This window comes from Amycolatopsis bullii (assembly GCF_014654205.1).
In the GTDB taxonomy this organism is placed as follows: Bacteria; Actinomycetota; Actinomycetes; order Mycobacteriales; family Pseudonocardiaceae; genus Amycolatopsis; species Amycolatopsis plumensis.
Genome location: NZ_BNAW01000059.1, coordinates 17,348 through 41,135, shown reverse-complemented (window position 1 = coordinate 41,135; position 23,788 = coordinate 17,348). Strand labels below are relative to the sequence as shown.

Genomic DNA, 23,788 nt, shown 5'->3' with positions numbered 1-23,788 from the left:
GCATGCGGCGGGGGCGAGCCGGAACCGCGGTCGCGGCCGGCTCGCCTCCGAGCGCACGGCGGGGCTTCCGCCATGCGCGGCAGTGATAACCGGGGCTCCGCCCCGGGCCGGGGGCTCCGCCACCCGGACCCCCCGAAAAAGAGCAGTCAAGACCTGCCGAGTTCCTTGTTGATGAACTCGAAAATCTCGTCATCGGTGGCTGAGTCGAGCTTTTCCGCAACGGTGGCGCCATCCGTCCTGTCCTGACCTTCTCCCAACACCGACAGCATGGTCCGAAGGTGGGAGACGACCAGAGGATGCGCACCATCATCTGGGGAAATTCTTGAAATCAGGGCCTCGATCCGGTCCAGCTCGGCGAGCACCGACAGCTCACCGCCGCCGCCCAGCTCGCCGTCGACGAACTCGGCCAGCGCGCTCGGCGTCGGCCGGTCGAACACGAGCGACGCGGGCAGTTTCAGCCCGGTGGCCCCGGTCAGCCGGTTGCGCAGCTCGACCGCGGTGAGCGAGTCGAACCCGAGCTCCTTGAACGGCCGTTCCGGGTCGAGCACACTGCCGGCGGAGTGGCCGAGCACCGCGGCGACGTGGTCGCGCACGAGGTCGAGCAGGACCCCGCGCCGCTGGGCGGGCGGGAGCCCGGCGAGCTCGGCGGTGAGCGCCGCGCCCCGGTCCGGCGCCGCGGCGGGCTCCGCCTCCGCGAGCGCCGCACGGACCTCCGGCAGCTCGTCCAGCAACGGCCGCGGCCGCGCCATCGTGAAGCCGGGTGCGAACAGGGCCCAGTCGACGTCGGCGACCGCGACGAAGGTTTCGTCGTGGTCGAGCACCTGCCGCAGCGCGGCCAGCGCCAGCCCGGTCGGCATCGCGTGGACACCGCGCCGGCTCAGCTGCTCCTCGTCCGCCTGGTCGGAGACCATCCCCCCGCCGGCCCAGGCGCCCCAGGCGACCGAGGTCGCCGGTACGCCCCGCGCGCGCCGGTGCTCGGCGAGCGCGTCGAGGTAGGCGTTGGCCGCCCCGTACGCGCCCTGGCTGCCGCTGCCCCAGACCCCCGCGTTCGACGACAGGAACACCAGGGTCTCGAGGTGCTCGCCGTCCAGCAGCTCGTCGAGGTTGCGCGCACCGGCGACCTTCGCCGCCATGGTGGCCGCGACCTCGGCCGGGGTGGTCGACGCGAGCACGGCCGGGGTCGAGACACCGGCGGCGTGGATCACCGTGCGGACCCGCTCGCCGTCGGCCTCGAGCCGGCCCAGCAGGCTCGCCAGCGCGTCGCGGTCGGCGACGTCGCAGGCCGCGATCGTCACCCGGGCGCCGAGGGCGGCCAGTTCCGCCGCGAGCTCGGTCGCACCCGGCGCGGCCGAGCCGGCCCGGGAGGTCAGCACCAGGTGCTCGGCTCCGGCCTCGGCGAGCCACCGCGCGAGGTGGCCGCCGATGGCGCCCGTGCCGCCGGTGACCAGTGCCGTGCCCGTGGGCTGCCAGGAGCGCCCGGGGACCCGGTCGCCGAGCGGGTCGTGCACGAGCCGGCGCAGGAACACCCCGGAGTCGCGCACGGCGACCTGGTCCTCGCCGTCCACACCGGACAGGACGGCCGCGAACCGCCGGTGCGCGGTCTCGTCCCACGTCTCGGGCAGGTCGACGAGCCCGCCCCAGCGGTCGGGGTGCTCGAGGCCGAACACCCGGCCGAGCCCCCAGAGCTGCGCCTGGCCCGGCGAGACGAGGCGATCGGCGCGGTGCGTGGCCACCGCGCCCCGGGACGCGAGCCACAGCGGCGCCGTGACACCGGCCTCACCGAGCGCCTGCATCAGGCGCAGGGTCGCGGCGAGGCCGCGGGACAGCTCCGGTTCCACCGGGTCCGGCTCTTCGTCGAGGCCCAGCAGGGACAGCACGGCGTCCGGGGTTCGCCCGGCCAGAGCGGGGGCGTCGCTGCCGGTGACGGCCACCGTGGTCACCTCGCCGCCCGCCGCGGTGAGCGCGTCCACGCAGCCTTGCACCAAGTCGTGCTCGCGCAGCGTCGCGGGGACCACGACCAGGAACGCCCGCGAGCCGAGCGCCGGGGCGGGGGCTTCCGGCTTCGCCTTCCAGGCGATGCGGTAGCGCCAGGAGTCGATGGTGGTGGTCTCCCGCTGCTTGCGCCGCCAGGTCGACAGCGCGGGCAGCACCACGCCGAGCTCGCCCTCTTCGACGGCCAGTTCGTCGGCCAGCGAGGCGAGATCGCCGCGTTCGACGGCGGCCCAGAACTCCGCGTCGACGGGATCCCCGGCCTTCGCCGCCGACGCGCCGACGGCGAGGGTCGGCCAGTACCGCTGCCGCTGGAAGGGATACGTCGGCAGGTCGACCCGCCGCGGGTGGTGCGCGGCGAACACCGCGTCCCACTCGGGACTCACCCCCCGCACGTGCAGCTCGGCCACCGACGTCAGGAACCGCTCCAGGCCCCCTTCGCCGCGCCGCAACGTCCCCACCGCCACCGACGGACCGGCTTCCTCCAACGTCTCCTGCACGGCCATCGTCAGCACCGGGTGCGAACTCACCTCGACGAACGCCGCATATCCCGCACCGGACAACGCACGGACCGCCGACGCGAACACCACCGTGTCCCGCAGATTGGTAAACCAGTACCCGGCGTCCAGCTCGGTCGTGTCCAGCCAGTCCCCGGTCACCGTGGAGAAGAACGGCACACCCCCGGACCGCGGCCGGATCGGCGCCAGATCGGCCAGCAACCGGCCCTTCAGCTCCTCCACCTGCGCCGAATGCGACGCGTAGTCCACCGGCACCCGCTTCACGCGCACGCCGTCGGCCTCGCACGAGACCATCAGTTCCTCGAGCGCCCCGGGCTCGCCGGACACCACGACCGCCGACGGGCCGTTCACCACGGCAACCGAAATCCGCGGCTCCCACCGGGCGATGCGGTCGCGGACGGCGGCTTCCGGCAGCGCGACCGAAACCATGCCGCCCTTGCCGGACAACGACTCCTCGATCGCCCGGCTCCGCAACGCCACCACCCGGGCGGCGTCCGCCAGTGACAACGCACCCGACACGCACGCGGCGGCGATCTCGCCCTGCGAATGCCCCACGACCGCGTCCGGCTCGATGCCGTAGGACCGCCAGAGCGCGGCCAGCGACACCATGACCGCGAACGACACCGGCTGCACGACCTCGACCCGCGCCAGCATCTCCTCGTCGGCCAGCACGTCCACGAGCGACCAGTCGACGAACTCGGCGAGCGCGTCCGCACACTTCGCCATCCGCGCCGCGAACACCGGCGAAGACTCCAGCAGTTCCACGGCCATTCCGGCCCACTGCGCACCCTGACCCGGGAACACGAACACCGTCCGGCCGTCGACGTCCGCGATGCCCTCCACCGCGCCCGCCCTGCCGTCGGCGAGCGCCGTCACGCCGGTCAGCAACCCGGCCGGGTCGGCGCCCACGACGACCGCACGGTGCTCGAAGGAGGACCGTGCTGTCGCCAGCGAGTGACCCACGTCCACCGGGCGGTCCGCCCGGACGGCGAGCCGGGCCGCCAGCGATCCGGCCTGCGCACGCAGCGCCTCGCGGGAGCGGGCCGACAGCGGCCAGGCCACCACCGGGAAGGTGTCGCCGTCGCTCTCGGGTTCCCCGGCCGGCGGCGGTTCTTCCACGATCACGTGCGCGTTCGTGCCGCTCACGCCGAACGAGGAGATCCCGGCCCGCCGGACCCGCTCGCCCGGCACCCACTCCCGCGCCCCGGTCAGCAGCTCGACCGCCCCCGCCGACCAGTCCACGTGCGACGACGGCTCGGTGACGTGCAACGTCCGCGGCACCGACCCGTGCTGCAGGGCGAGCACCATCTTCATCACGCCCGCCACGCCGGCGGCGGCCTGGGTGTGGCCGATGTTCGACTTGATCGAGCCGAGCCACAGCGGCGCGGTCCGGTCCTGACCGTAGGTGGCGAGCAGGGCCTGCGCCTCGATCGGGTCACCCAGGGTGGTGCCGGTGCCGTGCGCCTCGACGACGTCCACATCGGACGGTTCGAGACCGGCGTTCGCCAGTGCCTGGCGGATGACCCGCCGCTGCGACGGGCCGTTCGGCGCGGTCAGGCCGTTCGACGCGCCGTCCTGGTTCACCGCCGAACCGCGGACGACGGCCAGCACCGGGTGCCCGTTGCGGTGGGCGTCCGACAGCCGCTCGACCAGCAGCACCCCGACGCCTTCACCCCACGCGGTGCCGTCGGCGTCGTCCGAGAACGGCTTGCAGCGGCCGTCCGTCGAGAGCCCGCGCTGCCGGCTGAACTCCATGAACACCGAAGGGGTCGACATGACGGTCGCGCCGCCGGCGAGGGCCAGGTCGCACTCGCCGCCCCGCAGCGCCTGCGCGGCGAGGTGGAGTGCCACCAGCGAAGACGAGCACGCCGTGTCGACCGTCACCGCCGGTCCTTCGAGACCGAGGGTGTAGGAGAGCCGACCCGAGACGACGCTGGCCGAGCTGCCGGTGGCCAGGTAGCCGTCGACCCGGTCTTCCGAATGGTGCAGCAGCGAACCATAGTCCTGCCCGTTGGTGCCCGCGAAGACGCCGGTGCGGCTGCCCTTGAGCGACCGCGGGTCGATCCCGGCCCGCTCGATCGTCTCCCACGCGGTCTCCAGCAGCAGCCGCTGCTGCGGGTCCATCGCCAGCGCCTCGCGCGGCGAGATCTCGAAGAACGCCGGGTCGAAGTCCGCGACTCCGCTGAGGAAACCGCCTTCCCGCACGTACGAGGTGCCGGCGTGGTCCGGGTCCGGGTCGTAGAGCGATTCGAGGTCCCAGCCGCGTTCCGCGGGGAACGGCGCGATCGCGTCGCCGCCCTCGGCCAGCAGCCGCCACAGCGACTCGGGCGAGTCGACGCCGCCGGGGAACCGGCAGCTCATCCCGACGATGGCGATCGGCTCGTCGGCCGCGGCCGCGGCGACCGGGACCTCCTCGGCGGCGGCGCCGGTGAGCTCGTCGCGCAGGTGGTCGGCGAGGGCCGCGGTGGTCGGGTAGTCGTAGATCAGCGTCGCGGGCAGGTTCAGCCCGGCCGCGGCGCCGAGCGCGTTGCGCAGCTCGATCGCGGTCAGCGAGTCGAAGCCGAGGTCCGAGAACGGCTTCGACACGCCGATGTCGTCCCCGGAGGCGAAGCCGAGCACCCGCGCGACCTGCGCGGCGACCAGCTCGCGGACCCGGCGGGTCCGCTCGGCCGCCGGCAGACCCGCCAGTTCGCGGCGCAGCGCGGGCTCGGCGGCCGCGGACTTCGCCCGCTCGGCCGCCGCCGCGACCTCGGGCAGGTCGGCGACGAGCGGGATCGGCGGGATCCGCGACCAGTCGACGTCGACGACGGCGAGCAGCGGCCTGCCGTCGGTCACCGCGCGCCGCAGCGCGGTGAACGCCTTTTCCGGCGTCAGCGGGGTCATGCCGGTGCGGTGCCGCCGTTCGGCGGCCGACTGCTCGGCGGCCATCCCGCCGCCGGCCCACGGCCCCCAGGCGATCGAGGTCGCGCGCCGTCCGCGGGCGCGGCGGGCCTGCGCGATCCCGTCGAGGGTGGCGTTCGCGGCGGCGTAGGCGCCCTGTCCCGGCCCGCCGAACGTGCCCGCGAACGACGAGAACAGCACGAAGGCGTCGAGGTCGAGCGCGTCGGTCAGCTCGTCGAGGTGGCGGGCGGCGTCGACCTTCGGGCCGAGGACACCGGCGAGCCGCTCGGGCGTCAGCGACGCGAGCACGCCGTCGTCGACGACACCGGCCGCGTGGACGACCGCGGTCAGCGGGTGCTGCGCGGGGACGGCGGCCAGGACCTCGGCGAGCGCGGTCCGGTCGGCCGCGTCGCAAGCGACGACGGTGACCTCGGCCCCGAGCTCTTCGAGCTCCGCCGTCAGCTCGGGCACGCCGGGGGCGGCGGGCCCGCGCCTGCTGGTGAGCACGAGGTGGGCGGCACCCGTGCGGGCGGCCCATTTCGCGGTCTGCGCGCCCAGGGCACCGGTGCCGCCGACGACGAGGACCGTCCCGCTCGGCCGCCACAGCTCGGCGTCCGGCGCGTCGGCGAGCTCGGCGTGAGCGAGCCGGCGCGCGAACAACCCCGCGTCGCGGATGGCGAGCTGGTCCTCGCCGCCGGGGACGGTCAGGACGGCGGCCAGCGCGGCGACCGCGCCGTCGTCGATCCGGGCCGGGAGGTCGACGAGCCCGCCCCACTGGTCCGGCCGCTCCATCGCGGCGACCCGGCCGAGGCCCCAGATCCCGTTCTGCGCGGGGTTGCGGACGTCGTCGGTGTCCCCGACCGAGACGGCGCCGGTGGTGGCACACCACAGTGGACCGTCGAGCCCGGCGTCGTCGAGCGCGCGGAGCAGCACCGTGGTGGCCGCGAGCCCCGCGGCGGGGTCGAACGCGACGAGCGACAGGATCCCGGCGACCGGTTCCCCGGCGGCGGCGTCCCGCAGCCGCTCGGCGACGGCGGCCGGCGCGTCGCCCGGCCCCACCGGCAGGGCCCGGGCCTCGAGTCCCTGCCGGTTCAGGAGTTCCGCGATCCGCAGGGCGGCCTCGTCCTCGGGGACGGTGACCAGCCACGGCAGCCCGGGTTCAGCGGTGCGGGCGGCCAGGGGCTGCCACCGCTCTTCGTAGTAAGCGGATTCCGCGGTGGCCGCGGCCCGGCCGGCGGGCACCGCGTCGATCCAGTAACGCTGGTGCTGGAAGGCGTAGGTGGGCAGGTCGACCCGGGCGGTGCCGGTGAAGAACACCGTCCAGTCGACGTCCTGCCCAACGACGTACAGCGACGCCAGCGCGGCCAGCAGGTTCTCTTCCTCGGCCCGGCCCTTGCGCAGCGCGGACACCACCGTGCCCTCGGCGGACTCCGCGGCCATCGCGGTCAGTACAGCGTCCGGCCCCAGTTCCAGGAACCGGGTCACCCCTCGCTCGGCCAGATAGCCGACGCCGTCGTGGAAGCGGACCGTTCCGCGCACGTGCCGGACCCAGTATTCCGGTGAGGTCAGCTCTTCGGCCAGGGTTCCAGTCACATTGGACACGACCGGAATCGAAGGAGCGTGGAACGTCAGCCCTTCGGCGATCCGGCGGAACTCCGCCAGCATCGGTTCCATCCGCGACGAGTGGAACGCATGGCTCACCGACAGCCGACGAGTCTTACGGCCCTCGAACTGCTCCACGACCGACGCGACCGCATCCTCATCGCCGGAGAGCACCACCGAGGACGGACCGTTCACCGCCGCGATCGACACCCCGTCGACCAGCAGCGGCACCACCTCGGCCTCGGTGGCCTGCACCGCCACCATCACCCCACCACTCGGCAGGGCCTGCATCAACCGGCCACGCGCCGCCACCAGCGCACACGCGTCCTCCAGCGAGAACACACCCGCGACATGCGCCGCCGCCAGCTCACCAATCGAATGCCCCACCAGGAAATCCGGGGTCACGCCCCACGACTCGACCAGCCGGAACAGACCCACCTCGATGGCGAACAACGCCGCCTGCGTGTACACGGTCTGGTTCAACAGCTCGGCGTCGTCACCGAACATCACCTCACGCAGAGGACGATCCAGCGCACCGTCCACATGCGCACACACCGCATCCACCGCGTCGGCGAACACCGGTAAGGAGTCATACAACTCACGACCGGCACCCAACCGCTGCGCCCCCTGACCGGAGAAGAGGAACGCCGAACGACCGCTCGAGACCGTGCCGACCGCCGACTCGCCCGCGGCCAGCGCAGCCAGCCCCGCCAACGCCTCCGACCGGCCGGAGGCCAGCAGCACCGCACGGTCCTCGAACACCGCCCGGGACGACACCAGCGCCGCACCCAGCTCCGCCACACCCAGGTCCGGGCGACCGTCCACGAACGACAGCAACCGGGCGGCTTGGGCCCGCAGAGCCGAGCCACCACGCCCCGACACGACCAGGGGAACGAGCGAACCCACGGGCGCGACCTCGGGCCGCGCCTGCTCCTCGGGGGCCTGTTCGAGGATGACGTGGCCGTTCGTGCCGCTGAGCCCGAAGGACGACACGGCGGCCCGGCGCGGGCGGCCGGTCTCGGGCCAGTCCCGTGCCTCGGTCAGCAGCCGCACGTTGCCTGCCGACCAGTCGACGTGCGGGGTCGCCGTCTCGGCGTGCAACGTCTTCGGCAGGACGCCGTGCCGCATCGCGAGCACCATCTTGATGATCCCGGCGACGCCGGCCGCGGACTGGGTGTGCCCGAGGTTCGACTTGACCGAGCCGACCCACTGCGGCGCGTCCCGATCGCGGCCGTAGGTGGCCAGGAGTGCCTCCGCCTCGATCGGGTCGCCGAGCGTGGTGCCCGTCCCGTGCGCCTCGACGGCGTCCACATCGGACGGCTCGAGACCGGCGTTCGCCAGCGCCTGCCGGATCACCCGCTGCTGCGACGGCCCGTTGGGCGCCGTCATGCCGTTGGAGGCGCCATCCTGGTTCACCGCCGAACCCTTGACGACGGCGAGCACCGGGTGCCCGTTGCGCCGCGCGTCCGAAAGCCGTTCGACGAGCAGGACGCCGACGCCCTCGCCCCAGCCGGTGCCGTCGGCGGCGGCCGAGAACGGCTTGCAACGGCCGTCCCTGGCCAGCCCGCCCTGCCGGCTGAACTCGATGAACCCGCCCGGCCCGGCCATCACGGTCACGCCGCCGACCACGGCCAGCGAGCACTCGCCCTGCCGCAGCGCCTGCGCCGCGAGGTGCAGCGCCACCAGCGAGGAGGAGCACGCGGTGTCCACCGTGACGGCCGGGCCCTCCATGCCGAAGGTGTAGGCGATCCGGCCGGACAGCGCCGCGGACGACGTGCCGGTGAGCAGGTGCGCCGTCGCTTCGTCGGCGGGGTCCCACGCGCCCGCCGCGTACCCGGACGACGACGCCCCGATGAACACCCCGCCGGTGCCGCCGCGCAGGGTGGCCGGCGGGATGCCGGCCCGCTCGGCCGCCTCCCAGCACACTTCGAGCAGCAGCCGCTGCTGCGGGTCCATCGCCAGTGCCTCGCGCGGCGAGATGCCGAAGAACAGCGGGTCGAACTCGCCGGCGTCGTACAGGAAGCCGCCGGTGTTCGCGTACGAGGTGCCCGGCCGCGTCGACTCGGGGTCGTACAGCGCCGCGAGGTCCCAGCCCCGGTCGACCGGGAAGCCCGCCACCGCGTCGGTGCCGTCGGCGACCAGCTGCCAGAGCTCTTCGGGCGAGCCCACCCCGCCGGGGAAGCGGCAGGCCATCGACACGATGGCGATCTCGTCGTCCGCGCCGGCCCGCGTCACGGGTGCCGCGGCGGGCGGTGGCTCGATCGCCCCCTCCAGCTCGGCCCGCAGGTGCCGGGCCAGCTCGGCGGGGGTCGGGTGGTCGAAGACGAGGCCGACGCCGAGTTCGAGCCCGGTGGCCGCGGCGAGCCGGTTGCGCAGCTCGACCGCGGAGAGCGAGTCGAAACCGAGGTCGCGGAACGCGCGTGCGGGATCGACCGCGTCCGCCGAGGCGTGCCCGAGGGCGGTGGCCGCTTCGGCGCACACGAGGTCGAGCAGGCGCCGTTCCCGCTCCGGCGCCGGGAGGGCCGCCAGTTCGTCACGCCACGAGGACGGCTGTCCCGGCGTGCCGCCGGCCGCCGGTTCCCGGGCCGCCGGCAGGTCCGCGAGCAGCGGACTCGGCCGGGCCGAGGTGAACCCGGTGACGAACGCGGGCCAGTCGACGTCGGCGACGACCGGCGCCGGCTCGGTGCGGCCGGTGGCGGTCAGGAGCGCGGTGAGGGCGAGTGACGGCGGCATCGCGCCGAGCCCGCGCCGCCGCAGTTCGGCCTCGGTCGCGTCGTCGGCGGCCATGCCGGCGCTCGACCACGGTCCCCAGGCGATCGACGTCGCGGCGAGGCCGCGGCCGCGGCGGTGGGTGGCCAGCGCGTCGAGGACCGCGTTCGCCGCCGCGTAGGCGCCCTGGTTGCCGCTGCCCCAGACGCCGGCGATCGAGGAGAAGAGGACGAACGAGTCCAGCTGCCGGTCGGCGAGGAGCTCGTCGAGGTGCCGTGCGCCGTCGGCCTTGCCCGCCAGCAGATCGGACAGCTCGGACACGGTCGTCTGGGCGAGCGGGGTGAACCGGGTGGCGCCCGCGGCGTGCACCACCGAGCGCAGCGGCCGGTCCGCGGTGTCGATGCGGGCCAGCAGCGCGGCGACCGCGTCCCGGTCCGCGACGTCGCAGGCGACGATCGTGACGTCGCTGCCGAGCGCGACCAGGTCGGCTTCGAGCTCGGCCGCGCCTGCCGCGTCGCGACCGCGGCGGCCGGCCAGCACGAGGTGTTCGGCGCCGCGTTCGGCGAGCGACCGGGCGAGGAGCGCACCGAGACCGCCGGTGCCGCCGGTGATCAGCGTGGTCCCCGCCGGCTGCCAGCCGACGGCCGGTTCCGCGCCCGCGTCCGCCGCCGGGACGAGCCGGCGGACCATCGTGCCCGAGGGCCGGACGGCGAGCTGGTCCTCGCCGTCGAGGCCGCGCAGGGCGGCCGCGAGCCGGGCGCGGTCCCGGCGGCCGAGGGTCGCGGGCAGGTCGATCAGCCCGCCCCAGCGGTCCGGGTGCTCCAGCGCCGCGCTGCGGCCGAGCCCCCAGGTCGCGGCCTGTCCGGGGTGGGGCAGCGGGTCCGACCGGCCGACGGAGACCGCGCCGCTGGTGGCGCACCACAGCGGCGCCGTGACCCCGGCGTCGCCGAGGGCCTGGATCAGGGTGAGGGTGCCCGCGAGGCCGCGGGAAACCCCGGCGTCCCCGGTGGGGGTTTCGTCCAGCGCGAGCAGGGAGAGGACACCGGCCGCACCGGCGGCCACCTCGCGCAGGCGGTCCGGATCGCCGGGAACGCGCACGACTTCGGCGCCGTGCTCGCGCAGCGCTTCCTCGACGTCGGCGACGAGGCTCGCGGCGGCCTCGGCGGGCGGCACGACGAGCAGCCAGCGGCCCGGCAGCTCGACCGTGTCGGCGCGGGCCTGGTGCACCGGCTTCCACCGGACCCGGTAGCTCCAGGATTCCACTGTGGACGCCGTTTGGGTGCGCCGGCGCCACGAGGCGAGCGCGGGGGCCATCGCGGCGAGCGACGAGCGCTGCTCGGGCGAGGACAGTTCCAGGGTCTCGGCGAGCGCGTCGAGGTCGGCGCGGTCGACGGCACTCCAGAACGCGTCGTCGACGACGGTGCCCGGCGCGAAGTCGACCGGCGCGGCGGTGTCGTCGGCGTCCGGCCAGTAGCGCTGGTGCTGGAAGGCGTAGGTGGGCAGGTCGACCCGCCCGGCACCGGTGAACAGCGCCGTCCAGTCGACGTCCTGGCCGGTGACGTACAGCGACGCCACCGCCGTCAGCAGGCTCTCTTCCTCGGCCCGGTCTTTCCGCAGCGCCGACACCAACGTGCCTTCAACGGACTCCGCCGCCATCGCGGTCAGCACACCATCCGGGCCCAGCTCCAGGAACCGGGTCACGCCCTGCTCGGCCAGATAGGTCACGCCGTCGTGGAAGCGGACGGTTCCCCGCACGTGCCGGACCCAATACTCCGGTGAGGTCAGGTCTTCGGCAAGGGTGCCGGTCACATTCGACACGACCGGAATGGTGGGAGCGTGGTAGGTAAGAGTTTCCGCGACGCGGCGGAATTCTTCGAGCATCGGCTCCATGCGAGCCGAATGGAACGCGTGGCTCACCGGCAACCGACGAGTCTTGCGGCCCTCAAATTGCTTGACGACCGACTCGACCGCACCCTCGTCACCGGAGAGCACCACCGACGAGGGGCCGTTCACCGCCGCGATCGAAACACCCTCGGCCAGCAGCGGTTCGACTTCGGCCTCGGTCGCCTGCACGGCCACCATCACCCCACCCGCGGGCAGGGCCTGCATCAACCGGCCACGCGCGGCCACCAGCGCACACGCGTCCTCCAACGAGAAAACACCCGCGACATGCGCCGCCGCCAGCTCCCCGATCGAATGCCCGACCAGGAAGTCCGGCCGGACACCCCAGGATTCGACCAGCCGGAACAACGCCACCTCGACGGCGAACAACGCCGCCTGCGTGTACTTCGTCTGGTTCAACAGTTCGGCATCCTCGCCGAACATCACCGCACGCAAGCCGTCCACGTGCGCACACACGATGTCCACGACCTCGGCGAACACCGGGAACGAGTCGTACAGCTCCCGGCCCGCGCCCAGCCGCTGCGCACCCTGGCCCGAAAAGAGGAACGCCGAGCTTCCCTCCGCCACCGCACCGGACACCACGCCGGGAACCGGCTCACCGGCAGCGAACGCGGCCAGCGCCGCGGCCCGGTCGTCGGCCAGCACCACCGCGCGGTGCTCCAGCCGCGCGCGCGTCGAGGCCAGCGCGAAGCCTGCCGCAGCCGGGTCTTCGGTGTCCACAATGGATCGTAAAGCGCCCGCCTGTGCGCGGAGGGCGTCCGCGGTCTTGGCCGAAAGCAGCCACGGCACCACCGAGGACACCGGGGTGACGCCGGTCGCCGCTTCCTCCTCCGGCGCCTGCTCCAGCACGACGTGGGCGTTCGTGCCGCCGACGCCGAACGCCGACACGCCGGCCCGGGCCGGCTTCCCCGTTTCCGGCCACGGCTCGGCCTCGGTGAGCAGCCGCACGTCCCCCGCCGACCAGTCGACCTGCGGGGACGGTTCGTCCACGTGCAGCGTCTTCGGCAGCTGCCGGTGCCGCATCGCGAGCACGGTCTTGATCACGCCGGCGACCCCGGCGGCGGCCTGGGTGTGCCCGAGGTTCGACTTGACCGCGCCGAGCCGCAGGGGCTGCCCGGCCGGCCGGTCCTTGCCGTAGGTGGCCAGCAACGCGTGCGCTTCGATCGGGTCGCCGAGCGTGGTGCCGGTGCCGTGGGCCTCGACGAAGTCGATGTCGGCCGGTTTGAGACCCGCGTTGTCCAGCGCCGCGGCGATCATCCGGCGCTGCGAAGGGCCGCTGGGAGCGGTGAGGCCGTTCGAGGCGCCGTCCTGGTTCACCGCCGAACCGCGGACGACCGCGAGCACCTGGTGGCCGTTGCGCCGGGCGTCGGACAGCCGTTCGAGGGCGAGCATCCCGATGCCCTCGCTCCAGCCCGTCCCGTTCGCCCCGGCCGCGAACGCCCGGCAGCGGCCGTCCGGCGACAGCCCGCCCTGCTCGCTGAACTCCTGGAACGCGCCGGGGGTGGCCATCACCGTGACCCCGCCGGCCAGTGCCAGCGAGCACTCGCCCTGCCGCAGCGCCTGCGCGGCGAGGTGCAGCGCCACCAGCGACGACGAGCACGCGGTGTCCACCGTGATCGCGGGCCCTTCGAAGCCGAAGGTGTAGGAGAGCCGGCCCGAGGCGACCGACGAGGCGTTGCCGGCGAGGAACCGGCCCGCCAGGTCCTCGTCCCAGTCCCGCCGGACGTAGGCGTAGTACTGGGTCATCAGCCCGACGAACACGCCGGTCCGGCTGCCGCGCAGGCTCGCCGGGTCGATCCCGGACCGCTCGAGCACTTCCCACGCGCCTTCGAGCAGCAGCCGCTGCTGCGGGTCCATGGCGAGGGCGTCCCGCGGCGCGATCCCGAAGAATCCGGCGTCGAAGTCCGCCGCGTCGTAGAGGAACCCGCCGCCGCGGGCGTGCCCCGGCCCGGAGAGCGCGCCGAGGTCCCAGCCGCGGTCGGCGGGGAAGCCGGAGATGACGTCGCGGCCCTCGGCGAGCACCTCCCACAGGTCTTCGGGCGAGCCGATGCCGCCGGGGAACCGGCAGCTCATCCCGACGATCGCGATCGGCGCGTTCGAGGCGGTGACCAGCTCCCGGTTCTGCTCGCGCAGCCGCTCGACCTCCTTGAGCGACGCACGCAGCGCCTCGACCATCTTGTCAGCGGGGTTCGGCATCGCTTTCTCCGTATCGGCACGCGGGGTCGGGCTCACGAGGTTGTTCCGCCGTCCAGGGCCAGCGCGATGAGCCGGTCGGCGTCCATGTCGTCGATCGAGTCCACCGGCGCGGCCGCTTCCGCGTCTTCGCCGTTCTCGTTCTTCCGGTCGGTGGGTTCGCCGCCTTCGGCGAGGTCGAGCAGCAGGTCGGCCAGTCCGGCCGAGCGCAGCCGGGCCAGCGGGATGGACGCGAGCGCGGCGCGCAGCCGCGCCTCCTCGCCGTCCTCGGCGGTCTCCGGGCCGCCGAAGAGCTCGGCGCCGAGGTACCCGGCGAGCGCTCCGGCGGACGGGTGGTCGAACACGAGGGTGGTCGGCAGGCGCAGGCCGGTCGCCGCGGCGAGCCGGTTGCGCAGCTCCATCGCGGTGACGGAGTCGAAGCCGAGGTCGCGCAGCGCGCGATCGACCGGCACCTCCGCCGCGGTGCGGTAGCCGAGCACGGCGGCGGCCGCCGAACGCACCAGGTCGAGCAGCGCCGGCTCCCGCTGTCCGGGCGGCAGGCCGGCGAACCGTCCCGGCTCGTCCCGCTCCACCGGCGGCGCGGCCTGCCGGGCCCGCTGGACCTCGGGCAGGTCGGCGACCAGCGAGTCGCCCGCGTCCGCGGCGGCACGGGCCCAGTCGACGTCGGCGATCAGCGCGAACCCCGCGCCGTCGGCCAGCACCCGGTGCATCGCGGCGAGCGCCGTCGCCGGATCCATCGGCGAGGAACCACCGCGCCGCAACGACTCCTGGCGCGTGCTCTGCTCCGCGAGACCGCCGCCACCCCACTGCCCCCACGCGACGGAACAGGCCGCCAGCCCCGAGCCGCGGCGGTGGGCGGCCAGCGCGTCGAGGTAGGCGTTCGCCGCCGCGTAGTTCGCCTGCCCGGCGTTGCCGAGCGTGCCGGCGGCCGACGAGAACAGGACGAACGCGGACAGGTCGAGGTCCGCGGTCAGCTCGTGCAGGTTCCGCGCCGCGGCGACCTTCGGCCGCAGCACGTGCTCGAACCGGTCCGGGGTGAGCGAGTCGAGCACGCCGTCGTCGAGCACCCCCGCCGTGTGCACGACCGCGGTGAGCGGGCCGTCGGCGGTGACGTCACGCACCAGTCCGGCGAGCTGCTCGCGGTCGGCCACGTCACACGCCGCGATGGTGACGCCGGCGCCGAGGCCGGTCAGTTCGGTCCGCAGGGCCTCGGCCTCCGGAGCGTCGGGACCCCGCCGGCTCACCAGGACCAGGTGGGCGGCGCCGTGCTCGGCGGCCCAGCGGGCGACCCGCGCCCCGAGGGCGCCGGTGCCCCCGGTGATCAGCACCCGGCCCCCGGCCGCCCAGCCGGCGTCCGGCCCGGCGGTCTTGCTCGCCGCACGCGTCAGCCGCGGGACGAAGGTGCCCGCCGTGCGCACGGCGACGGCCCGCTCGGGACCGCCGAGGGCCGCGGCGAACGCCTCGCGCGCCGGCTCGCCGAACTCCCCGGGCAGGTCGGCGACGCCGCCCCAGCGTTCGGGGTGCTCGATCCGCGCGACCCGCGCCAGCCCCCACACCGGGGCCTGCGCCGGGTGGCCCACAGGGTCGCCGTGGCCGGTCGTCACCGCGCCCGAGGTCGTCAGCCACAGCGGCGCGTCGATGCCCGCGTCGCCCAGCGCCTGGATCAGCGCCGCCGTGCCGCACAGCCCGAGCGACACCGACGAGAACACCGGGTGAGCGCGCTCGTCGTGCGCGAGCAGCGAGACGATGCCGTCCGGCGTCACCTCCAGGTCGCCGAGCAGCTTCGCGAGGGCGTCGCGCTCGACGTCGGTGACCGCCAGCACCGTCACGTCGACGCCCTTGCCGCGCAGGGCTTCCCGCGTTCCGGCGAGGATCGGTTCGGGCACCTGGCCGCCGGTGACGACGAGCCAGTGCCCGGTGACGGCCGCCGCCGGGACGGCCGCCGGCCGCCAGGTGATCTCGTACCGCCACGAATCGACGGTCGCGCTTTCCCGGCGCCGTCGCCGCCACGACGTCAGCGCGGGCAGCACCGCGCCCAGCTCGTCCTCGGGCACGGCCAGCTCGCCGGCCAGCGACGGCAGGTCGGCGCGTTCCACCGCGGCCCAGAACTCGGCGTCGACCGGGTCCGCGGCCGGCGCGGGCCGGTCCGGGACGTCGAGCCAGTAGCGGCGGCGGTGGAAGGCGTAGGTCGGCAAGTCGACCCGGCGCGGCTGGTGCGGGCCGAACACCGCGTCCCAGTCGGGGCTGATGCCGCGCACGTGCAGTTCGGCCACCGAGATCAGGAGCCGGTCCAGGCCGCCCTGTCCGCGCCGCAGCGTCCCCACCGCAACCGACGGACCGGCTTCCTCCAAGGTCTCCTGCACCGCCATCGTCAGCACCGGGTGGGCGCTCACCTCGACGAACGCCGCGTGGCCCGCCTCGCCGAGCGCGCGGACCGCCGGTTCGAACCGCACGGTCCGCCGCAGGTTCGTGTACCAGTACCCGGCGTCCAGCTCGGCCGTGTCCAGCCAGTCGCCGGTCACCGTCGAGAAGAACGGCACGGTCCCGGACCGCGGCCGGATCGGGGCGAGGTCGGTGGCCAGCCGCTGCTCCACGGCCTCGACCTGCGCCGAATGCGACGCGTAGTCGACCGCGATCCGCTTGGCCCGGACGCCGTCGGCCTCGCACGCAGCCATCAGCTCGTCCAGCGCGCCGGGCTCGCCCGACACCACCACCGACGACGGGCCGTTCACCGCCGCCACCGAGATCCGCGGCTCCCACGGGGCCATCCGCTTCCGCGCCGCCTGCTCGGGCAGCGCAACGGACACCATGCCGCCCTGGCCCGACAGCACCTCGCCGATCGCCCGGCTCCGCAACGCCACCACCCGGGCGGCGTCCGCCAGTGACAACGCACCCGACACGCACGCGGCCGCGATCTCACCCTGCGAATGCCCGACCACGGCGTCCGGCTCGATGCCGTAGGACCGCCACAACGCAGCCAGCGAGACGTTGACCGCGAACGACACGGGCTGCACGACGTCGACCCGCTCCAGCATTTCCGCGTCGGCGAGCACGTCGAGGAGGGACCAGTCCACGAACTCGGCCAGCGCGTCGGCACACTCCGCCATCCGTGCCGCGAACACCGGCGAAGACTCCACCAGCTCCACCGCCATCCCGGTCCACTGCGCACCCTGGCCCGGGAACACGAACACCGTCCGGCCGGTCACATCGGCCACGCCACGCACGGGATTACCCAGGCCCGCGACCAGATCCGCCGGGTCCGAGCCCACCACCGCGGCCCGGTGCTCGAACATCGACCGGCCCGTCGCCAGCGTGTGGCCCACGTCCACCGGGCGCACCGGCGACTCCGCCACCCACGACGCCAGCCGGGCCGCCTGCTCCTCCAGCGACTCCGGCGACCGCGCCGACAGCACCCACGGCACCACCACCGCCGGGCCCTGGTCCGGCACCGGCTCGACGCCGTCCGGCGCCTCCTCCAGGATCACGTGCGCGTTGGTGCCACTGACCCCGAACGACGACACGCCCGCCCGCCGCACCCGCTCGCCGCGTGCCCACTCCCGCGAACCCGTCAGCAGCTCGACGGCACCCGCGCTCCAGTCCACGTGCGACGACGGCTCCGACACGTGCAACGTCCGCGGCAGCACTTCGTGCCGCAACGCCTGCACCATCTTGATGATCCCGGCCACCCCGGCCGCGGCCTGGGTGTGCCCGATGTTCGACTTCACCGAGCCCAGCCACAACGGCTGTTCCCGGTCCCGCCCGTACGTGGCGAGCAGCGCCTGCGCCTCGATCGGATCACCCAAGGTCGTCCCGGTCCCGTGCGCCTCCACAGCGTCCACATCGGACGCTTCGACACCGGCGTCGGCCAAGGCCGCCCGGATCACCCGCTGCTGCGACGGGCCGTTCGGCGCCGTCAACCCGTTCGACGCGCCGTCCTGGTTCACCGCCGAACCGCGCACGACGGCCAGCACCGGGTGCCCGTTGCGCCGCGCGTCCGACAGCCGCTCCACCAGCAGCACGCCGACGCCCTCGCCCCAGCCGGTGCCGTCGGCGTCGTCCGAGAAGGACTTGCAGCGGCCGTCGGCCGACAGTCCCCGCTGCCTGCTGAACTCGACGAACAGCGACGGGGTCGACATGATCGTCGCGCCGCCGACGAGGGCGAGGGTGCACTCGTCCCGGCGCAGGGCCTGTGCCGCGAGGTGCAGCGCCACCAGCGACGACGAGCACGCCGTGTCGACGGTCATCGCCGGTCCTTCGAGCCCGAGCGTGTAGGCGATCCGGCCCGAGGCGACGCTGCCCGCGTTGCCCATGCCGAGGTGGGCGTCGAGCCCCTCGGGCATCGATTCGAGCTGGGTGAAGTAGTCGTAGTACATGAGCCCGGCGAACACGCCGGTCCGGCTGCCCTTGAGCGAGCGCGGGTCGATCCCGGCCCGTTCGACGGCCTCCCACGCGGTTTCCAGCAGCAGCCGCTGCTGCGGGTCCATCGCGGTCGCTTCCCGCGGCGAGACACCGAAGAACGCGGGGTCGAACCCGCCCGGCTCGTCGAGGAAACAGCCCGTGCGCGTGTAGGTCTTGCCGGAGGAGTCCGGGTCCGGGTCGTACAGTGTTTCGACGTCCCACCCGCGGTTGGCGGGGAATTCGCCGACGGCGTCACGCTCGCCGGCGACGAGCCGCCACAGGTCCTCCGGGGTGTGTACCCCGCCGGAGAAGCGGCAGCTCATCCCCACGATCGCGATCGGTTCGTCGGCGGCGGCTGTCCGCTGCCGAGGCGCGGCCTGCGCGTCGGCCCCGGTGAGTTCCCGCGTGAGGAACCCGGCGAGCACCGCGGTGTTCGGGTAGTCGAAGACCAGGGTCGCCGGGAGGGACAGCCCCGTCGCGGCGGCGAGCCGGTTGCGCAGCTCCAGCGAGGTCAGCGAGTCGAAACCGAGCTCCTTGAACGCCTTCTCCGGGTCCACCGCCTGAGTGCCGTCGTAGCCGAGCACGGCGGCGACCTGCTCCCGCACGACGTCGGCCAGCACGGCCACACGGTCCTGGGTGGACAGTGCGGCGATCCGGGTGGCGAGCGAACCGGATCGCGCGGCCGCGGGGTCGACGCGGCGACGTCGGACCGGGACGAGCCCGGCCAGCCGGGCGGGCACCGGGTCGAGCCGCCGCACCGCCGCGAGGTCGAGCTTCACCGGCACGAGCACCGGTTCGCCCGAGGCGAGCGCGGCGTCGAACAGCGCGGTTCCTTCGGCGGCGGTGAGCGGCAGCACGCCGCCCCGCGCCAGCCGGGCCCGGTCGGCCTCGGTCATCGCGCCGGTCATGTCGCTCGCTTCGTCCCAGAAGCCCCACGCGAGCGACTTCCCGGGCAGGCCGGCCGCGCGCCGGTGCCCGGCCAGCGCGTCGAGGAAGGCGTTGGCCGCCGCGTAGTGGGCCTGCCCCGCCGCGCCGAGGATCCCGGCCGCCGACGAGAACACCACGAACGCGCTCAGCTCCGCTTCCCGGGTGAGGGTGTGCAGGTGCCAGGCCGCGTCGACCTTGGGACGCAGCACCGAGTGGACCTGTTCGGGCGTCAGCGCGGTCAGCAGCGCGTCGTCGAGCACGCCCGCGGCGTGCACGACGGCCGAGAGCGGCCGGTCCGCCGGAACGCCGGCGAGCAGGTCCGCGAGCGCGCCGCGGTCGGTGAGGTCGCACGCGGCGAGATCGACGGTGGCGCCGAGGTCGCGCAGCTCGGCCACCAGGTCCGCGGCGCCGGGCGCGTCCGGCCCCCGGCGGCTGGTGAGCAGCAGGTGCCGGACCCCGCACGAACGCACGAGGTGCCGGGCGAACACGGTGCCGAGCACGCCGGTGCCGCCGGTCACGAGGACCGTGCCGGAACCGAAGCCGGGCTCGCCCGCCGCCGCGGTCCGCCGGCCGAGCCTCGGCACGGTGACCGTCGTGCCGCGCAGCACGACCTGCGGTTCGCCGAACCGGACGGCCGCGGCCAGCCCGGCCGGGGTGTCCACGTCGATCAGCAGGAACCGGCCGGGGTTCTCCTCCTGCGCGGACCGCACGAGGCCGCACAGCGGGGCGTGCCCGAGATCGGTCGCGCCGGGGCCGGCCGCGTGGCTGGTCACGAAGGCGAGCTTGCTGCCGGCGAACCGGTCGTCGGCCAGCCACGCCCGCGCGGCTTCGAGCGCGGCGAGCGTGGCCGCGTGGGCCGCCTCGGGCAGGTCGCCGGATTCGCTGCCCAGGCAGGGAACCACCACCAGCTCCGGTACCGCGGCACCGGCGTCGATCGCCGCCGCCAGCTCCGCCAGGCCCGCGTACGTTTCGGCGGACGGCCACACACCGGCATCGGGGCCGAGCACCGCGACGCGCTCGACCGGGTCGGCCGGCGAGGTCACCGGCTGCCAGTCGATGCCGTAGAGCGCGTCCCTCGGCACTCCCCCGTCGCGGAGCTGCTCCTCGGCGACCTCGCGCAGCACGAGCGTCCCGACCGTGAGCACCGGCGCCCCGGTCTCGTCGGTGGCGAGCAGCGTGAGCGTGTCGGGACCGGTCCTGGTCAGCCGCACGCGCAACCGGCCGGCGCCGGTGGCGTGGATCGTGACGTCGGACCAGGTGAACGGCAGCGCCGCCGTCGTCTCCTCGCGCAGCAGTGCGGTGGCGTGCAGGGCCGCGTCGAACAACGCGGGGTGGAGGGCGAACGCGCCGGTGAGGTCCTCGGGCAGGTCGACCTCGGCGCAGACGTCGGCACCGGCCCGCCACGCGGCGCGCAGGCCCTGGAAGGCCGGGCCGTAGGCGAAGCCGGACCGGGCGGTCCGGTCGTAGAAGTCGTCGACCGCCACCGGTTCGGCCCCCGCGGGCGGCCATTCGGCGAGCTCCGGCGCCGGTGTCCCGGTACCGGCGGCCAGGGCTCCGGTGGCGTGCAGCTGCCACTCGCCGGCGTCTTCCGGACAGGAGTAGATGGCGATCGAGCGCCGGTTCTCCTCGGGGGCGCCGACCATGACCTGCAGGCGGACGCCGCCGTGCTCCGGCAGGATCAGCGGGGCGGTGAGCGTCAGTTCCGCGACGCGGTCGCAGCCGACCTCGTCGCCCGCGCGGACGGCCAGCTCGACCAGGGCCGCGCCCGGCAGCAGGGTCGTCCCGAGCACGGCGTGGTCGGCCAGCCACCGGTGCGACCGGAGCGAAAGCCGGCCGGTGAACAGCAGGCCTTCGGAGTCGGCGAGCGTCGTCGCCGCGCCGAGCAGCGGGTGGCCGCCCGCCGCGAGGCCGAGACCGGCCACGTCGCCCGCGCCGTCGGTGGCGTCGAGCCAGTAGCGGCGGCGCTGGAAGGCGTAGGTCGGCAGGTCGGCCGGCCGCGGGTCGTGCGCGGCGAACACCGCGTCCCAGTCGGGGCTGATGCCGCGCACATGCAGTTCGGCTACGGACGTCAGGAACCGCTCCAGGCCCCCTTCGCCGCGCCGCAACGTCCCCACCGCCACCGACGGACCGGCTTCCGCCAAGGTCTCCTGCACGGCCATCGTCAGCACCGGGTGCGAACTGACCTCGACGAACGCCGCATACCCGGCTTCGGCGAGCGCGCGGACCGCCGGTTCGAACCGGACCGTCTCCCGCAGGTTCGTGAACCAGTACCCGGCGTCCAGCCCGGCCGTGTCCAGCCAGTCCCCGGTCACCGTCGAGAAGAACGGCACACCCCCGGACTGCGGCCGGATCGGCGCCAGATCGGCCAGCAACCGGGTCTTCAGCTCCTCCACCTGCGCCGAATGCGAGGCGTAGTCCACCGCGATCCGCTTGACCCGCACCTCGTCGGCCTCGCACGCAGCCACCAGCTCGTCCAGGGCACCGGGCTCCCCCGACACCACCACCGACGACGGACCGTTCACCACGGCCACCGAAATCCGCGCCTCCCGGCCGGCGATCCGCTCCCGGACGACAGCCTCGGGCAACGCGATCGACACCATGCCGCCCTTACCCGACAGCACCGCGCCGATCGCCCGGCTCCGCAACGCGACGACCCGCGCGGCATCGGACAGCGACAGCGCCCCGGACACGCAGGCCGCCGCGATCTCACCCTGCGAATGCCCGACCACGGCGTCCGGCTCGATCCCGTAGGACCGCCACAACGCAGCCAGCGAGACGTTCACCGCGAACGACACCGGCTGCACCACGTCGACGCGGTCCAGCATCTCCGCATCGGCCAGCACGTCCAGCAGCGACCAGTCCACGAACTCGGCCAGCGCGTCGGCACATTCCCGCATCCGCGCCGCGAACACCTCGGAACCGGCCAGCAACTCCGTGGCCATCCCGGCCCACTGCGCACCCTGCCCCGGGAACACGAACACCGTCCGGCCGGCCACATCGGCCACCCCGCGCACGGGGTTGCCCAGCCCGGCGGCCAGGTCCGCCAGGTCCGAACCGAGCACCGCCGCCCGGTGCTCGAACATCGACCGCCCCTTCGCCAGCGTGTAGCCGACGTCCACCGGCCGCACCGGCGACCCCGACACCCGCGACACCAGCCGGGCCGCCTGCTCGTCCAGCGACTCCGGCGACCGCGCCGACAGCACCCACGGCACCACCGCGTCCACGGCGCCCGCAGGAGGCTCCGCACCGGCCGGGGCCTCTTCCACGATCACGTGCGCGTTCGTCCCGCTCACCCCGAACGACGACACCCCGGCCCGGCGCGGGCGCTCGTTCGCCGGCCACGGAACCGGCTCGGTCAGCAGCTCGACGGCACCGGCACTCCAGTCCACATGCGACGAGCGCTCGCCCACGTGCAGCGTCCGCGGCAGCACCTCGTGCCGCATCGCCTGGACCATCTTGATGATCCCCGCGACCCCGGCCGCGGCCTGGGTGTGGCCGATGTTCGACTTGATCGAGCCGAGCCGCAGCGGCGCGGTCCGGTCCTGACCGTAGGTGGCGAGCAGGGCCTGCGCCTCGATCGGATCACCCAGGGTCGTGCCGGTGCCGTGCGCCTCGACAACGTCCACTTCGGACGGACCGACACCCGCGTCGGCCAGCGCCGCCCGGATCACCCGCTGCTGCGACGGACCGTTCGGCGCGGTGAGGCCGCTGCTCGCGCCGTCCTGGTTGAGCGCGGTGCCGCGCACGACGGCCAGCACCGGGTGGCCGTGGGCGCGGGCGTCCGAAAGGCGCTCCACCAGCAGCATCCCGACGCCCTCGCCCCAGCCGGTGCCGTCCGCGTCGTCCGAAAAGGACTTGCACCGGCCGTCGGCGGCCAGTCCCCGCTGCCTGCTGAACTCGATGAACGTGCCCGGCGTCGGCATCATCGTGACCCCGCCGACCAGCGACAGCTCGCACTCGCCGTTGCGCAGTGCCTGAACGGCCCAGTGCAACGCGACCAGCGACGACGAGCAGGCCGTGTCGACCGTGACGGCCGGCCCTTCGAGCCCCAGCGTGTAGGCCACCCGGCCCGACGCGATGCTCGCGGCACTGCCGTTGCCGAGGTAGCCCTCGAGCCCCTCCGGCGTGGTCCGCAGCCGGGCACCGTAGTCGTGGTACATGACGCCGGCGAACACGCCGGTCCGGCTCCCGGCGAGCGAGCGCGGGTCGATCCCGGCCCGTTCGACGGCCTCCCAGGCCGTCTCCAGCAGCAGCCGCTGCTGCGGGTCGGTCGCCAGGGCCTCCCGCGGGCTCATCCCGAAGAACTCGGCGTCGAAGTCCGCGACGTCGCGGAGGAAGCCGCCCTCGCGTGCGTAGGAGGTGCCGGGGTGGTCCGGGTCGGGGTGGAAGAGGGCGCCGAGGTCCCAGCCGCGGTCTTCGGGGAAGCCGCCGATCGCGTCGGCGCCGTCGGCGACCAGCCGCCACAGGTCCTCCGGCGACCGGACCCCGCCCGGGTACCGGCAGCTCATCCCCACGATGGCGATGGGCTCGTGCGCACGCTCCTCGTGCTCCCGCAGCCGGGCGCGGGTGCGCGCCAGGTCCGAGGTCACCTTCTTCAGGTAGTCACGAAGCTTCTGCTCGCTCACTGGTCGGAGTCACCCTTTCTGGCGGGAGCCGGCACAGCTCGCCCG

2 protein-coding genes are annotated in these 23,788 nt (G+C 74.6%); both read right to left on the bottom strand.

Annotation, left to right across the window (positions count from 1 at the left end; genetic code table 11):
• Positions 1-146: 146 nt before the first annotated feature.
• Positions 147-13,832, bottom strand: coding sequence for a type I polyketide synthase (locus tag IE317_RS38740; RefSeq protein WP_373309226.1), 13,686 nt, complete (start codon positions 13,830-13,832; stop codon positions 147-149).
• Positions 13,829-23,743: a type I polyketide synthase gene (locus tag IE317_RS38735; RefSeq protein ID WP_191316350.1), complete on the bottom strand. Its 9,915-nt coding sequence runs from the start codon at positions 23,741-23,743 to the stop codon at positions 13,829-13,831. Before IE317_RS38735 ends, IE317_RS38740 begins: the two co-directional genes overlap by 4 nt.
• Positions 23,744-23,788: the final 45 nt, after the last annotated feature.